The sequence below is a fragment of the Candidatus Phytoplasma sp. AldY-WA1 genome (assembly GCF_020312115.2).
GTDB lineage: Bacteria > Bacillota_I > Bacilli_A > Acholeplasmatales > Acholeplasmataceae > Phytoplasma > Phytoplasma vitis.
In genome coordinates this window covers 36,718-52,861 of sequence record NZ_JAHRHX020000001.1, presented here as the reverse complement: position 1 = coordinate 52,861, position 16,144 = coordinate 36,718, and the positions used below count along the sequence as shown (strand labels likewise).

The window sequence follows — 16,144 nt, the reverse complement described above, 5'->3', positions numbered from 1 at the left end:
ATAAAAAGAAAAACTTATATTTTAACCTAAGTCTTTCAAAACTGAAGATGATGATTTTTATATGTATGTCCTTAGAAAGGAGGTGATCCATCCTCACCTTCCGGTAAGGATACCTTGTTACGACTTAACCCCAATCATCAACCCTACCTTAGACAGCTCCCTCTTCTTGCGAAGTTAAGCCACTGCTTTCGGGTATTGCTAACTTTCGTGGTTTGACGGGCGGTGTGTACAAACCCCGAGAACGTATTCACCGCGACATGCTGATTCGCGATTACTAGCGATTCCAGCTTCATGAAGTCGAGTTGCAGACTTCAATCCGTACTGAGACTACCTTTTTGAGATTGGCTAAAAACTCGCGTTTCAGCTACTCTTTGTAATAGCCATTGTATCACGTTTGTAGCCCAGATCATAAGGGGCATGATGATTTGACGTTATCCCCACCTTCCTCCAATGTTTAATTGGCAGTCTCGCTAAAGTCCCCACCATTACGTGCTGGCAACTAGCGACAGGGGTTGCGTTCGTTTTAGGACTTAACCTAACATCTCACGACACGAACTGACGACAACCATGCACCACCTGTATCCCTGATAACCTCCACTATATTTCTATAGCTTTGCAGAGTATGTCAAGACCTGGTAAGGTTTTTCGTGTATCTTCGAATTAAACAACATGATCCACCGCTTGTGCGGAGTCCCGTCAATTCCTTTAAGTTTCATACTTGCGTACGTACTACTCAGGCGGAGTACTTAATGTGTTAACTTCAGTACCGAGGTTACCCCCGACACTTAGTACTCATCGTTTACAGCGTGGACTACCAGGGTATCTAATCCTGTTTGCTCCCCACGCTTTCGTGCCTCAGCGTCAGTAAAGACCCAGCAAGCCGCCTACGCTTCTGGTGTTCCTCCATATATTTACACATTTTACCGCTACACATGGAATTCCGCTTGCCTCTATCTCACTCTAGTCAAGACAGTTTCTATAACAAGACAGCGTTAAGCACTGAAATTAAATTATAGACTTATCTAACCGCCTACGCACCCTTTACGCCCAATAATTCCGGATAACGCTCGCCCCCTATGTCTTACCGCGGCTGCTGGCACATAGTTAGCCGGGGCTTATTCATTGAATAACGTCAAGATAGTTTTTCCACTATTTTTTCTTCTTCAATAAAAGAACTTTACATACCGAAATACTTCATCGTTCACGCGGCGTCGCTCGGTCAGAGTTTCCTCCATTGCCGAAAATTCCCTACTGCTGCCTCCCGTAGGAGTTTGGGCCGTGTCTCAGTCCCAATGTGGCTGTTCAACCTCTCAGTCCAGCTACACATCATAATCTTGGTAAGCCTTTACCTCACCAACTAACTAATGTGGCGCAAGCCCCTCTTTAAGCATACCCTCCGAAGAAGGTCTTTTAAAAACAAAAAGATGCCTTTCTGTTTCCTATCCAGTCTTAGCAACCGTTTCCGATTGTTATCCTCGTCTTAAAGGTAGGTTACTTACGTGTTACTCACCCGTTCGCCACTAAGACCTTTTGAAGGGTCTCCGTTCGACTTGCATGTATTAGGCGCGCCGCCAGCGTTCATCCTGAGCCAGGATCAAACTCTTGGTTTATAAAATTTTTGATATTTTAATAACAAAAATTCTGTTTTTATTAATTAAAAATTAATATTAAAATATCATCTTCAGTTTTCAAAAACACAAATTTTTAAATAAATAAGATAAAAAAATATTAAATGGTGAAGGGGGATGGATTCGAACCATCGTACCTTACGGAGCAGTTTTACAGACTGATGCGTTTAGCCACTTCGCTACCCCTCCGATACATAAAATAAATCAAAAAAATAATTTTTTTATCCAAAAAAACTACAAATAATTTTAACATAATTTATAACAAATAAATAAATTAAAATAAATTTTTCATAACATTTATAATTATACTAAATTATAATTAAAAATGTTTTATTTTCTTTAAAAAAAATCAAAAATTTATAATTACAAATACACAACTTTCTTATATATTTTTAATTTATAAATTTCATAAAAATTAAATATTTATCAAAAATAAATTATAAAATTTATTTTTTTATAAAATTAATTTAACTTTATTATTATACAAAAAAATATTTTATTTTATTGTAAAAAAATATTTTTAATTAATTTTTTTTAATAAAATACAAAATAAATTATTTTCGAACTTTATATATACAAAAAATTATTAATAAGCTTTTAAATTCTTAACTAACAACTTTAATTTCAATATAAAAAATTAAATTTCGATAATTTTATTTAATTCTTGAAAACACAATTAATATTATATTTTGATTTCAAAATAAATCAATAAAAAACTCACAATTATTTATATAAAAAAATCGAATAATTAAAAAATTAATTATTCGATCTAAAATATACTCAAAATAAATTTTAATCTATTTTTTTATTGTTTTTTTCATAAAAATAATAACCTAATAAAACTAAAGATGCTACACCTATACTTAAAATAATAGCTATCGTAAATAAACTAAAAAAACTTTTTTTCTTAACAGTAAACTCAACTTCTGCTTCGCCTTGAAAATCATTAGATTTAACTTTAGCTCTAGTTTCAGTTGGTTCACCTACTATTTGTAAATTTTGATTTTTTAAATCGTTATTTTTTTCTTTAATTTGACTTATAATTTCTTCTTTATCTTTAGATGTAATTTCACCTAATTTTTTAGTTTTTAAAACAGTAGATAATGTATCTTTTGAAACTTCTTTTTGTTGAACAGTAAAATCAACTTCTGCTTCGCCTTGAAAATCATCAGATTTAACTGTAGCTTTAGTTTCAGTTGGTTCACCTACTATTTGTAAATTTTTATTTTTTAAATCGTTATTTTTTTCTTTAATTTGACTTATAATTTCTTCTTTAGATGTAATTTCACCTAATTTTTTATTTTTTAAAACAGTAGATAATGCAACTTTTGAAACTTCTTTTTTCTTAACAGTAAAAGTAACTTCTACTTCACCTTGAAAATCATTAGATTTAACTTTAGCTTTAGTTTCAGTTGGTTCACCTACTATTTGTAAATTTTTATTTTTTAAATCGTTATTTTTTTCTTTAATTTGACTTATAATTTCTTCTTTAGTAGCTTTTAAATCTTTAGATGTAATTTCACCTAATTTTGTAGTTTTTAAAACAGTAGATAATGCAACTTTTGAAACTTCTTTTTTCTTAACAGTAAAAGTAACTTCTACTTCACCTTGAAAATCATTAGATTTAACTTTAGCTTTAGTTTCAGTTGGTTCACCTACTATTTGTAAATTTTTATTTTTTAAATCGTTATTTTTTTCTTTAATTTGACTTATAATTTCTTCTTTGGTAATCGTTGTGCCTTCAATTAGGATTGACCCTAATTCTTTTGTCGATAAAACATCACTCAAAGTCTGAACAGCTTTGATTTGTGTTAAATAAAAAACATTTAAAAATAAAAACATAAAAACAAAAATTAAAGATATAAAACTTTGAATATTAATTTTTCTATTCATTTGTTTTTCTATCATTTTGTTTTCCTATCTAATTCAATATGTTCGAAATATATTTTCAAAATTGTGAGAATAATTTATATAAAATTACTTCTACATATTAATTTTACAATAAAAAAAAACAAAAAAAATTGAATAATTTATAAATTCTGAAAAAAATATTATGATAAAAATTTTTTATATTAAAATAATGAAATCATCTTTTATCGTTTTGATCATTTTATAATTAATAATAACAATAAAAAAATACTTTTTTGATATTTTTTCAAAATTTAGATACCTTTTAATTCATAAAATATTTTCTTAGTTTAAAAAAGTATTAAATAATCAAATTAATTTGAAGTTTTAAATAGTTATTTTAGAAAATAAAATTTTTATTCAAAAAAAATTTATTTTCTAAAAAAATAAAGTTTAACTTACATTAGTTAAACTTTATAAATTAAAATTAAAAATTTAATAATTTACTAAAATATTTTATAACTTTAGCCATATCCAGTTGATAAGGTTTTAAAGAACCTTGCTTGTTTAAACGCATAAAATTAACTTTATACCATTGAAAAAGTTGATTATAAAGTACTAAATCTAATTGTTCAATATTAACTGTTCTTAATTTAGCAATCTTAATAAAAATTTGATACCAAGTCAAATTAGTATTATAAGGGACAAAAGATTTTATTTCCCATTGGATACAACATTCTAAAATTAAAAATAAATCTGTTTCAATAATTTGATATTTATTATTCAATGCATAAAACAAATGAAAACTATTGACATAATGTTTTCTTTTTTTCATTTCTTGAATCCATTGATAAATAGATAAATTAAAATAACTTCGGCCTTTTTTTAAAAAAAGTTCCATAGCTTTATTGTTTTTTTTATTATTTAAACAATAATCATACATTCCAAACTCTTTTCTGAGAGCACATAAGGATAAATCAGAACTATATGGATAAAGTTCATAAGGTAATATTCTCATTTGCGAAAATCATTTCTTTTTATTTTTTTTAAAAAATATTAAATAATTTTTAATATTAAACTTAATAAAATTAAATAATTATTTTAAAATATATTTTTTTAATCTTATCTTTTAATAATAATTTATTTATTATTAAAAGATAACTAATTTTTATATGTAAGTATTTTTTATATTTTGGTTATTAATTATTTTTAAAATAAAGATGCGTTTATGTCTAGTATTTGTATTTATCGATTTTATTGCAAACTGGTCTCCGCATCTAAAACGTAAAAGCAAGTTTCCTAAACTATATTCTCATAAACAAATAGTTCTAAAAGTCATTTTATTAACCTTTAAACAATGTTCTTTTTATATATTTAGGTAATTCATATATTCTTAAAATTAAACCTATATATTTCATTAAAATTTGCTATCTATTTTTTTATTTTTTTTATTATCATAAACGACACATTAATTATTTATAAGTAAATATATAAAATTTTGATTTTATATATTTTATAATTAAAATTTATACTTTATTCAACTTAAAATACAAATTAAATATTCTTATTACCTTTATTATAATTAAAATTAGCAAATTAATTATAAAAAAAACTTAGTTAATGAATAACTAAGCTATATTTATAATTAAATATTTAATGGTTTTTTTTATTCGATATCATTTCTTAATCTTAAACAATTAAAAATAACTAATAAAGTACTTCCTTCATGAGCAATAACTGCTATAGGTAAAGGTAATTGAAAGAAAATATTAATTAAAAAAAATACTATTATAATAAAAAAAGCGAATATAATATTTTGCCATACTACTTTATTTAATTTTTTAGACAACTTATGTGCATATATTATTTTTCTTAAATCATTTTTAACTAAAACAATATCCGCAATATCAATAACAACATCACTACCTTCTTGTAAAGTTATTGAAATATCAGAAGTAGCTAAAGCTGGAGAATCATTAACTCCATCACCAACCATAGCAACAATATGTTTTTTTTCTTTCATTTCGTTAATATATTTAACTTTATCTTTTGGCAAACAATTAGAAAAAAAATAATTCAAATTCAAATCAGAAGAAATAGCTTCTGCTACTTGCTTGTTATCGCCTGTCAGCATAATAGTATTAACATTATTTTTATTAAAATAATCAATCATTTCTTTAGATTCATTACGAACTATATCAATTATAGTAATAATCATAATAATTTTATCATTATGGCTAAAATATATAACTGTTTGACCTTGATTCAAAAATTCTTGAGTTTTTTCTTCTATTTCAGTAGGAACTTTTTCAAAAATATTATATTTAGCTATTTTATAATGATTATCTTTTTTATCAAAAGCTTCAATACCGACTCCAATTAAATTAGTAGTTTTTAATTTTAAAGAAAAATTTAAATCAAAATTTTCTTTTAAATATTTTTGTATTGAAAAAGCTATCGGATGATTTGAATCTTTTTCTATCGTCCATAAAATATCTAAATATTGTTTTCTTTCGTTTTCTAATATTTCTGAATTAAAAAAAACTTCTTGAACTTCAATTTTTCCTTGCGTTAAAGTGCCTGTTTTATCAAAAACAATAGTTTGAACCTCAGATAAAATACCTAAAGATTTTCCATTTTTTAATAAAACTCCTTTTTTAGCTAAATTAGAAATAGCCGAAAGAGTAGCTGGTATATCAGCAACAGCTAAAGCGCATGGAGCAGCAACAGTTAAAAAAATCATACTTTTCAATAAAATTTCTTTAAACTTTACTTCATGATAAAAATAATAATTATATGTTCCAGATACAACAATAAACCCTAAAATAGCAAATATAATTAATTTAATATATACAGGAGCTATTTTATTAATAAAAGAAGCTTTTTTAGAAACATTGTTTTGAATTTTTTCAGTTAATCGAATTATTTCAGAAAAAATAGTTTTATCTTCAGTTTGAGTAATTTCAACTATCAAAGTATTACTTAAATTCAAATTGCTACCGAAAACTTTATCACCTTTTTTTTTTTCTAAAGGAATACTTTCACCTGTAATAGCCGATTCGTCTATAGAAGAATGACCTAATACAATAACACCATCAGAAGGTATTTGTTCACCATTCAAAACCATAACTCGATCGCCTATTTTTAAATCAGAAACATCTATCAATTCGTAATCATTATTTTGTTTTAATAATCTAGCTTTTTTTGGTTTTATATCTAAAAGTTTCTTTATATCCTTTTGATTTTTATTTTCGACATATTCTTCTAAAAAATGAGCTCCTCCGAAAATAATAATCAATAAAATAGATTCATTATAATGTTTCATAAAAAAAGACAAAAAAGAAACCAAAATCATTAAAATATGAACATTAAAAGTTAATTTTCGATTTTTCTTTGTTTGTTCGTAAGTTTTAATCAAACCTTCTTTAATAACTGGGTATCCAGTTAAAAATAAAATCAAAATTGTTAAAAATATTTTGAAAAAATTTAATTTTGAATCATCCATTCCAAAAGTAATTCCAAAATCTAAAGGAAGAAAAAATAAAAAATAAAATAAAATACCTATAAAAAATAAATAAATAAATTTTTTATGACTTTCAAATTCTTTTTCTTTCAAAGTACTATTCATTATAACTATAATATTATCTTTCTAAAGAATTTATAAAATCACTATTTTAAAAACAATTTTGTTTTTTAAAAATTTATTTTCTATGAAACTGATTGAAAATCATCCTCTATTTGTTCATTTCCTTCTGATTGAAAATTATTTTCTGTTACTTCTTGGAAAACTTTTTTACATTTTTCTTCGATCATCTGTCTTGTTTCTTGAGTAATTGGATGAGCAATATCTATATAAACACCTTTAGAATTTTTTGTACTTGGCATTGCGATAAATAAACTTCTTTCGCCTTCGATAATTTTAATACCATGAACTACAAAACAATCATTTAATGTAATAGAAGCTTTTCCTCTTAATCTAGTTTTACTGTTAGGATATAAATTGACTTTAACATTTGTAACTTGAAAATTGCTTTGACTATCTTTATTTTCAAATGTTCCCATTTCCATTTTACTTTCTTCTTTATCAACCATTTCTTGGAAAGCTTTGTTAACTTTCTCTTCAATCATTTGTCTTGTTTCTCTATTGATAGGATGAGCAATATCTACATAAATTCCTTTGGAATTTTTTGTACTTGGCATTGCGATAAAAAGACCTTTTTCACCTTCTATAACTTTAATATTATGAACTACAAAACAATTATTTAATGTAATAGAAGCGATAGCTTTTAATCTATTTTTATTAGTATATAAATTTATTCTTACGTAAGTAACTTGCATTTTAATATATATTTATCCCTTATTAATAATTTATCTTATTTTATATTTAATTAAATATAATTTTAATACTATAAAGTATGTTAACATATTTATTAAAAAATAACATCTTTTATTTTAATATTTTATATAACTTTATATTTTTTAATTTTTTTAATTTCTATTTAAAATTAAAAAAATTTAAAAAAAGCATTGTTATTTCTTTAAATCTTGAAATACTAATTTCTTCAGCTCTAATATTTTTAGAAATATTATATTTTTGAAAAAAATTTAAAATTTCATTTTTATCAATATCAAAATTTTTACTTAAGTTATTAAGTAAATTTTTTCTTTTTTGCTGAAAAGCAGCTTTAACAAATCGATAAAAATCTTTTTCAATAAATTCTTTTTCTTCATTATTCAAATCCAATTTATCAAATCTCAAAACAATACCATCAACTTTAGGTTGTGGAAAAAACATATTTTTTTTTATTACTTTTATTTTAATAATACGAGTTAAAGATTGAACTAAAACACTTAAAGCGTTATAATTTTTTTCTTTTTCCTTAGATATAATCCTCAACCCTACTTCTTTTTGAATCATAATAGTAAAAGTTTTGATTTGAGGTATAAATAAAATCTTAAATAAAAGAGGAGTAGAAATAGAATAAGGCAAATTGCCGATCAAAACTATTTCTTCTTTTTGAAAATATTTTTTAAAATCTTCTAATAAATCACGTGATAAAACATCATCATAAATAATATTAATTTTAGATTCTTCATCAAAATCTAAAAAAATCTTTAAATCAGAATCAATTTCATAAGCTAAAACTTTTTTAGCTTTAGGTAATATTAAACGAGTTAAAATACCTTTACCAGGACCAATTTCAACAACATTTTTATTCTCTAAATCAGCTTTTTGGATAATATTTTTTAATAAATTAACATCACTTAAAAAATTTTGTCCATATTTTTTTTTAAATATATGTTTTTGTTTCATTCTTGATATTCTCTATAAAAAAATTTTGATTTATTTTGTTTTTTTTCTGATTTTTTATTTAAGACAACATTATTAATAATAGGCGATTCTTTACTAAAAACTTTAAATTGTGATTTATTTTTTTTATAAATCAAAATACTTTCACCAATATTCTCATCCTTATTATTATAAATAATAAACGAAATATCTTTGTCATAAGTATAATATTCTTTATTATCACCATAATAATTATTAATTTTTTCAATTTGTTCTTTATTTTTTTTAGAATTATTTTCTAAACAACTCCAAATCTTACGATTTAAAAAATCAAAACATAAATCAGATAAAATTTGATCTTTTTCATCTTTTAAATAAAAGATTAAAGTATTTATATAAAAATCATCAATATCCAAATAAGCTTGAATATCATCACGATTTTTCTGAAATTTTCTTAAAATAGAAAGAATACTATTAGAATTATTTTCCTTATCTATTTGGAATTTATAATTTCCTTTTAATAAACAAAGAAGTCTTTTAAAAATGTTTCTAAAAATAACTGAAAATCCTAATACTTTCGAATGATTATATACTATAGAATGCATATGATAACGACTAATTAAATAATTTTCTATAACAGAAATATTGCTTTTTTTGAACACAATATTATTATTTTTTTTATCTATTTCCATACTCCTAATTAAACGTTCGGAATCAATATAACCATAGCTTACACCCACAAAAAAAGCATCTCTTTTTAAATAATCTAAACGATCGAAATCTAATTGACTTGTTAAAAGTTGTTCAATCAACTTAAATTTATTTTCTTTTTTAATTATAGAAGCGACATCATATTTAAAATCAAGATCTAGTTTATCTAAAATATCAACAATCTGAGAATGTTTTTCAATTATTTCTGCACTTTTTTTTTCATGATTAGTTTCGAAAATTTCCTCAAAAACATGAGAATAAGAACCATGGCCTACATCATGTAATAAAGCTGTAGTTAATAAAAGCATTTGATCTCTATGAGTAAATATGCCTTTTAAAATATTATTATTTTTGTCTAAAAATCTTCTAGCTAATTCATAAACTCCTAAACTATGAATAAAACGAGAATTTTCGCCACAACTGAAAACAATATTGACAAAACTCAATTGTTTAATTCTCCTCAATCTTTGCATAGGAAAAGTATTAATTAATTGTTCTAAAAAATCATAATCAATATATATATAACCATAAATAGCATCATTAAAAACTTCAGGTTTTTTTAATTTTTTAGGTCTTTGATATTCTGCAAATGTTGTGTTATTTTTATTATTAGTCAATATTTAATAAACTTCTTTCTGATAAATCATCCTAATTATTATCTCATTCAAATCTAAAACTTTTCTAAAAATTGAACAAAATCGAATATATAAATTAATTCTTTATTATGTATATTATAATAAAAATTTTAAAAAATTTTTATTTATTAAATAAGAATATTTAAATAATTTAAATTTCGAAAATCAATTGTCCTGAATCACCTGTTTTTAACAAAAAAGCGCTTGCGTCATCAGTATCTAAATGACATTCTAATGAAAAACTTTCATCTACACGACATAAAACATTTCCTAAAATGCCGGATTTAATACCATCAATTTTAATATTGACTACTTGTTTATCTACAACATTAAATTCCTTGGCTTCTTGTGGCGAAAAATGAATATGTCTATCAGCTATAATTATGCCTTCTTTAATTTCGACTTTACCTTTAGGCCCTATTAAAATAGCCGGAGCAGAACCTTTAATATCTCCTGAAGATCTAACAGGAACTTGTATTTTAAGTCTTAAACTATCACTTTGGCTTATTTCTACTTGATCTGATTTTCTTACAGGACCTAAAATACGAACATTTTTTAAAATTTGTCCTGATGGACTCATAACATCAATTTTTTCTTCGGAAGCAAATTGTCCTTTTTGTTTTAAATTTTTACAAAAAGTTAATTTATAATTTGTGGAACCGAATAAAATATCAAGCGTTTCTTGAGATAAATGCGCATGTCTTCCTGAAATTCCTATTGGTATTAAATTCATAAATTCACATGTCCTAATTTCTATTTAATTTATTTTTATTTTGTTTAATTCAAATGATTTAATTAATATTATTTATTTAATAAAAAAGTCATTACAATTTTAATAATAATTATTTTTATTAAATTATATACAAATAATCAAAAAAATCATTATCATATTTAAATTATATAATAAGGTAAATAAAATCAATAATTTAATTTAAATCTTAATTAATTAAATTTAAAATTGAAAATTATCAAAAACATAAAATTTGCCTTAATCATCTTCAAAAAATTTGCCTTCAGCATATTCAAAAAATTTGCCTTCAGCATCTTCAAATTGTTTATTATTTATTTTATATGGAGAATTTTGTAATAATTTTTTTAAAGAACTCCATTTTTGCTTATTATATGATTCTTGTGTATAATTTTTGATAATTTCCCGAGCTTTATTATAATATTTATTAATAATTAAGGCAATTTGTTGTTCTTTATCTTTAGATTCCTCAACTGCTACTTTTAAATCTTTATTATCTTGACCTTCAGAACTTAACATTCCAAATTTTTCTATCATGTTCGAAGCAATTATTTTAGCTTTTTGTAAATCATCATAAGAACCTATACTAACAGAATCGCAAAAAATTGATTCGGCCGCTCTTCCACCTAACAATATAATAATTTGTTTAAGAAAATCATCACGAGTTAATAACTTGCTATCTTTATCAGGAAAAAATAATGTATAACCGCCTTTATCACCTCTCGACTCGACATTAATACGATTTACATTAAAGTTAAAAGCTCTAGCTACAACAGCATGTCCTAATTCATGGTTAATAATTCTATTTTTATCTAATTCATCTTTAATAACTGTATTTTTAGGTCCTAAAACTACTTCATCCCAAGCATCATAAAAATTATCTTTTGTTACTGATGTATTGGTTAATTTTTTTGCTTCTTTTATCAAAGAATTAATGTCTGGAGCAGTAGAATGATTTTTTGATAAAAAATGAGATAATTCTGTTTTGTCTTCTGGACTAAGAAGTGCAAATTTACTTTTATTTTTGCCAATAAAATATTCAAGAATATTTTTAATATCATCCTGATTAGGATAACCTAAATAAATATGTTTTCCTAAACGTCCTTCTCTAATAAGAGCTTCATCTAACAAGTCTTTTCTGTTGGTAGAGCCAAAAACAATTCCATAAGGAGGTTTACTTTTACCCTCTCCAGAATTAAAACCATCAATTTCTGATAATAAAGCGTTCAAACTATTTTCTATTTCGATATTTGCATTTCCTTCTGAACTTCTTTTTCTGCCTATAGAATCTATTTCATCAATAAAAATAAAAAAATAACTTTGACCCTTATTAAAAGCTGTTTCTCTAGCTGTTTTAAAAAGATTTCTGATACGAGAAGATCCTACACCTACATATTTTTCTACAAATTCAGAACCATTAACAACATAAAAAGATGCTTTTTGTTTCAAAGAACCAGCTAAACACTTAGCTAAATAAGTCTTTCCTGTCCCGGGCGGCCCATGTAACAAAAATCCTCTAGGAATATCTTTATTTTGGTTGTCAATATTTGTTATTAATTCCTCCATGTCTTTTTTAAAAGACTCAGAACTCTGAAAATCTTCTTTAATTGTAAGATTATTGTCTTTAATTATTTTATCTTTAGCCCATTCTTTATCTGAATTGATCGGCAAATCACTATTTTTAATATTTAACATTGCATGAATACCCAAAGAAAAAAAGAAAATCATTAAAACATAAAAAATAATATTAACAATTATTTGAACTATTGATAAATAATATTTAAATTTTCTTTTTTTAGGAAATAATGGTGGTGGTGTCGGTCTATTTTCTTGAGGGTTTTCAAAGATTTGTGGTTGCCAATTCATTTTATATCTCTCCTTTTATATTTTATTTTATCAATAAAAATATATTTTTAAAACAACTTATTAAAATCATTTAAACAAAAAATATAAAAAAATTTTGAATGAAAATTAAAATTTTTTTATATTTTTAAAAGATTTAATTTTGTTTTAATTTATATTTTTGTAAAAAATTATATAATACAGAAAATGGTTTTTTTTGAATTTTAGTTTGAGTATAATCAAAAGATAAAGGAACTGATTTATTAATAATAACTAAATGACGATTTAACAAAACTTCTTTTTTGAATTGAATTAATTTAGATTTTATTTTTAAATTTAAATTATTTAAATTATCAAAAATATTTTCTAAATTATCAAATTGATTCAATAATTTCAAAGCTGTTTTAGGTCCTATCGAAGGAACTCCTTTAATATTATCCGAAATATCTCCTGTTATACTTTTAAAATCAATCATTTGATTAGGCCTCAAACAAAATTCTTTTTCTAATGTTTGAGAATCATAATAAATAACATTTTTTAAACCTTGTTTAATTAAACAAACTGTAATATTAGAATCTATTAATTGAAGAAAATCTTTATCACTAGAAAAAATAAGAACAGAAATATTATTTCTTCCTGCTTGTTTTGCAATAGTTCCGATAATATCGTCCGCTTCGTAACCATCTTGTGAACAATGATGTATGCCTGACAAAGTTAAATATTCTTTAATTAAAAAAATTTGATTAATCAAAGATTCAGGAGTTTTAACACGACTTTGTTTATATCCTTCGTAAAGTTTATGTCTATATGTTTTATATTTAGAATCAAAAGCGACACAAATATAATCTTCAGTTTGTTCCAAAATTTTTCTAAACATGTTTATAAAAACTATTAATGCATTTACATCTTGTCCTTCTTTATTTTGCATTAATTTTTTGTTTTTATAATAAGTAGCATAATAAGCTCGAAAAACCAAAGAATTACCATCTACTAAAACTAATTTACGCATTTTTTATTTCATCTCCAAAACAAATATTTATAAACGAAAAAATCATTTTTAATTTAAAAATTTACTCAATAAATCTTCAGGATTATTTAAATCATTTAAATCTAAATTCTTCATTTGTTTAGATATTTGTTTTTGTTTTTTAATAAATTCTATTAAATGACTAATGTCAGTTGGTTCACTTCCTGAACCTTTAACGATTCTAGTTCTTCTTCTATTATTATTTTCGATTAATTTAGGTTTCAATCTTTCTTCTTTGGTCATACTTTGAATAATAGCTTGAAATTTTAAAATAACATCATTTTCTAAAAAAGGCATTTTTTTGATTTTAGAATTGATCCCTGGAATAAAACTTAACATTTTACTCATAGAACCTAATTTTTTTAACAACTTAAGTTGTTTTATTAAATCATTATAATTATAATCTTCTTGTAAAATTCTATCTAAAACTTCTTTATCTTGTTTTGTATTTATTTTATCTTCTACATTATCAATTAAAGTTAAAATATCACCCATATCTAATATTCTAGAAGCCATACGTTCTGGATAAAAAATTTCAAAATTATCATCGTTATGTTTTTCTGAAGAAGAAGTAAATTTAATAGGTAACTTAGTGATATACTTCATCGATAAAGCAGCTCCACCTTTAGTATCAGAATCCATTTTAGTTAAAATAATCCCTGTAGCTCCTATTTGTTCATGAAAACTCTTAGCTATATTCACAGACTGTTGACCTAAAAGAGAATCAGCTACAATTAATACATCAGACGTATTAACTTTTTGTTTAATATTTTTTATTTCTTCTATCATTTCGGTATCAATAGTCAAACGTCCTGCTGTATCAACAATAACTACATCAAAATTATTTTGTTCAGCATATTTTATACCATTTTCAACAATATCCAAAACTTTTTTATCTTTTTGATTAAAAACTTCGATACCTATCTTTTCCCCAATAGATTTTAACTGTTCTACAGCTCCAAATCTATAGATATCAGCGGCAATTAATAAAACTTTTTTTTGCATTTTCTTTTTAATCCAAAAAGATAATTTACCAGCAGTTGTAGTTTTTCCGCTTCCTTGTAATCCCATCAAAAGAATAATATTTAATTTTTTATCTAAACTTAAAGCGGTATTTTTATGACCTAAAATAATTGTCAAAATATCTTTTATAATTTTAATAACTTGTTCTTGAGGTTTAATTCCTTTAAGAACTTCTTGTCCTAAAGTTTTTTGCTTTATTAATTCATTAAATTCAGTAATAACTTCGTAACTTACATCGGCTTCAAGTAAAGATAAACGAATTTCTTTCATTATCGTTTCAATATCTTGAGAACTAATAAATTTTTTTCCTCTGATTTTATTTATAATTTTAGAAAAACCGTCGCTTAAAAAGCTCATTTTATTTTTACTCCTCTTCTTATTAATTTTAATCTTAAAAAACTAATTACCAAATAAAGCATCAATATACTGATTAATATCGAAAAATATTAAATCATCTTCTTTTTCTCCGATACCTATATATTTAGTTGGTAAATTATAAATATGTTTAATAGTTAAAATTAATCCGCCTTTAGCGATTCCATCAAATTTAGTTAAAATAATATCACTTAAAGAAACTGTTTTATTGAATAATTCTACTTGTTTTAATCCGTTTTGTCCAATCATAGCATCTAAAATTAAAAAAGTTTTATGTGGAGCTTTAGGATATATTTTTTGAATAACTTTTTTAACTTTTTCTAATTCTTTCATTAAATTAACTTTATTTTCTAATCTTCCAGAGGTATCACATAAAATTATATCAAAATCTTTATTTTTGGCATAAGTTAAAGCTTCAAAAAATAAACTTGAAGCAGAATTATTATTTTCTTTATAAAAAACTTCGTTATTAGTTTTTTCTCCCCATATCTTCAATTGTTCTATAGCACCTGCTCTAAAAGTATCACCAGCTACTAATAAAACTTTTTTATTTTGTTTTTTATATTTACAAGCTAGCTTTCCAATAGTTGTTGTTTTACCTACTCCATTAACACCAACAAATAAAAAAACTTGTGTTTCATCTTTTTCCGATAAAAGATCTTTTTGTTTTAGAACGTCATCGCCTTTTTGATAAAAAGACAATATCTCATTTTTAATTAAAGGTAATAATTCAGAAGATTTTGAAATTTGATTTTCTTTAATTGTTTGTTTAATTTGTGTAATTAAAAAAGAAGAAGTTTTAACTCCGATATCTGATTTAATAAATAAAATTTCTAAATCATCTAATAAAGTTGAATTAATATTTTCTGTTTTTAAAACAGTATCGACCCATTGAATAAAATCATATTCTAATTTTTTAATTCCTAAAAAAAATTCTTTTTTAGGATTTTTTTTAAATAATTTTTTTAAAAAATTAAACATACGAACACCTTTTTTTTATATATTTTTTTAAAAGAA

The 16,144-nt window shown here is 23.8% G+C and carries 11 protein-coding genes, 1 tRNA gene, 1 rRNA gene and 1 pseudogene; all 14 read right to left on the bottom strand.

Annotation, left to right across the window (positions count from 1 at the left end; genetic code table 11):
• Positions 1–75: 75 nt before the first annotated feature.
• The 14 genes and pseudogenes from KTO59_RS00185 to ftsY all read right to left on the bottom strand — a co-directional run bounded on the left by KTO59_RS00185 (position 76) and on the right by ftsY (position 16,108).
• A 16S ribosomal RNA gene (locus tag KTO59_RS00185) occupies positions 76–1,610 on the bottom strand.
• A gap of 123 nt (positions 1,611–1,733) precedes the next feature.
• A tRNA-Tyr gene (locus KTO59_RS00180) sits at positions 1,734–1,817 on the bottom strand.
• A gap of 603 nt (positions 1,818–2,420) precedes the next feature.
• On the bottom strand, positions 2,421–3,536 hold the full coding sequence (locus tag KTO59_RS00175; protein ID WP_284928116.1) for a lipoprotein 17-related variable surface protein: 1,116 nt from the start codon (positions 3,534–3,536) through the stop codon (positions 2,421–2,423).
• A gap of 427 nt (positions 3,537–3,963) precedes the next feature.
• Positions 3,964–4,494: a hypothetical protein gene (locus KTO59_RS00170; protein WP_225696126.1), complete on the bottom strand. Its 531-nt coding sequence runs from the start codon at positions 4,492–4,494 to the stop codon at positions 3,964–3,966.
• A 648-nt stretch (positions 4,495–5,142) separates the two neighbouring features.
• Positions 5,143–7,104: a heavy metal translocating P-type ATPase gene (locus KTO59_RS00165; protein ID WP_284928114.1), complete on the bottom strand. Its 1,962-nt coding sequence runs from the start codon at positions 7,102–7,104 to the stop codon at positions 5,143–5,145.
• Between the two features lie 80 nt (positions 7,105–7,184).
• Positions 7,185–7,538: a SpoVG family protein gene (locus KTO59_RS00160; protein ID WP_225696138.1), complete on the bottom strand. Its 354-nt coding sequence runs from the start codon at positions 7,536–7,538 to the stop codon at positions 7,185–7,187.
• Between the two features lie 15 nt (positions 7,539–7,553).
• Positions 7,554–7,814: pseudogene (gene spoVG / locus KTO59_RS00155) on the bottom strand (septation regulator SpoVG); the annotation flags it as partial.
• Between the two features lie 157 nt (positions 7,815–7,971).
• The gene (gene rsmA / locus KTO59_RS00150) at positions 7,972–8,790 is read right to left on the bottom strand and encodes a 16S rRNA (adenine(1518)-N(6)/adenine(1519)-N(6))-dimethyltransferase RsmA (RefSeq protein ID WP_225696124.1); all 819 of its coding nucleotides are present in this window, start codon (positions 8,788–8,790) and stop codon (positions 7,972–7,974) included.
• On the bottom strand, positions 8,787–10,094 hold the full coding sequence (locus KTO59_RS00145) for an HD domain-containing protein (RefSeq protein ID WP_284928113.1): 1,308 nt from the start codon (positions 10,092–10,094) through the stop codon (positions 8,787–8,789). The genes rsmA and KTO59_RS00145 overlap by 4 nt, the downstream gene beginning before the upstream one ends.
• Positions 10,095–10,263: 169 nt before the next feature.
• Entirely contained in the window at positions 10,264–10,845 is a 582-nt protein-coding gene (gene pduL, locus KTO59_RS00140; protein ID WP_225696122.1) for a phosphate propanoyltransferase, read from the bottom strand.
• Positions 10,846–11,100: 255 nt separating this feature from the next.
• Positions 11,101–12,726: an AAA family ATPase gene (locus tag KTO59_RS00135; protein ID WP_284928112.1), complete on the bottom strand. Its 1,626-nt coding sequence runs from the start codon at positions 12,724–12,726 to the stop codon at positions 11,101–11,103.
• 133 nt (positions 12,727–12,859) lie between these two features.
• A complete protein-coding gene (locus KTO59_RS00130; protein ID WP_225696155.1) occupies positions 12,860–13,711 on the bottom strand; it encodes a 5'-3' exonuclease in 852 nt (283 codons plus the stop codon).
• Between the two features lie 48 nt (positions 13,712–13,759).
• Positions 13,760–15,109 carry a signal recognition particle protein gene (gene ffh / locus KTO59_RS00125; protein ID WP_225696154.1) on the bottom strand — a complete coding sequence of 450 codons (1,350 nt, stop codon included), beginning with the start codon at positions 15,107–15,109 and terminating at the stop codon, positions 13,760–13,762.
• Between the two features lie 42 nt (positions 15,110–15,151).
• Positions 15,152–16,108 carry a signal recognition particle-docking protein FtsY gene (ftsY, locus tag KTO59_RS00120; RefSeq protein ID WP_284928111.1) on the bottom strand — a complete coding sequence of 319 codons (957 nt, stop codon included), beginning with the start codon at positions 16,106–16,108 and terminating at the stop codon, positions 15,152–15,154.
• Between the last annotated feature and the right edge of the window lie 36 nt (positions 16,109–16,144).

Bases quoted from the DNA above. Each gene is read 5' to 3' on its own strand.
- KTO59_RS00175 (WP_284928116.1), bottom strand. From the start codon at position 3,536: ATGATAGAAAAACAAATGAATAGAAAAATTAATATTCAAAGTTTTATA.
- KTO59_RS00170 (WP_225696126.1), bottom strand. From the start codon at position 4,494: ATGAGAATATTACCTTATGAACTTTATCCATATAGTTCTGATTTATCC.
- KTO59_RS00165 (WP_284928114.1), bottom strand. From the start codon at position 7,104: ATGAATAGTACTTTGAAAGAAAAAGAATTTGAAAGTCATAAAAAATTT.
- KTO59_RS00160 (WP_225696138.1), bottom strand. From the start codon at position 7,538: ATGGGAACATTTGAAAATAAAGATAGTCAAAGCAATTTTCAAGTTACA.
- rsmA (WP_225696124.1), bottom strand. From the start codon at position 8,790: ATGAAACAAAAACATATATTTAAAAAAAAATATGGACAAAATTTTTTA.
- pduL (WP_225696122.1), bottom strand. From the start codon at position 10,845: ATGAATTTAATACCAATAGGAATTTCAGGAAGACATGCGCATTTATCT.
- KTO59_RS00135 (WP_284928112.1), bottom strand. From the start codon at position 12,726: ATGAATTGGCAACCACAAATCTTTGAAAACCCTCAAGAAAATAGACCG.
- KTO59_RS00130 (WP_225696155.1), bottom strand. From the start codon at position 13,711: ATGCGTAAATTAGTTTTAGTAGATGGTAATTCTTTGGTTTTTCGAGCT.
- ffh (WP_225696154.1), bottom strand. From the start codon at position 15,109: ATGAGCTTTTTAAGCGACGGTTTTTCTAAAATTATAAATAAAATCAGA.
- ftsY (WP_284928111.1), bottom strand. From the start codon at position 16,108: ATGTTTAATTTTTTAAAAAAATTATTTAAAAAAAATCCTAAAAAAGAA.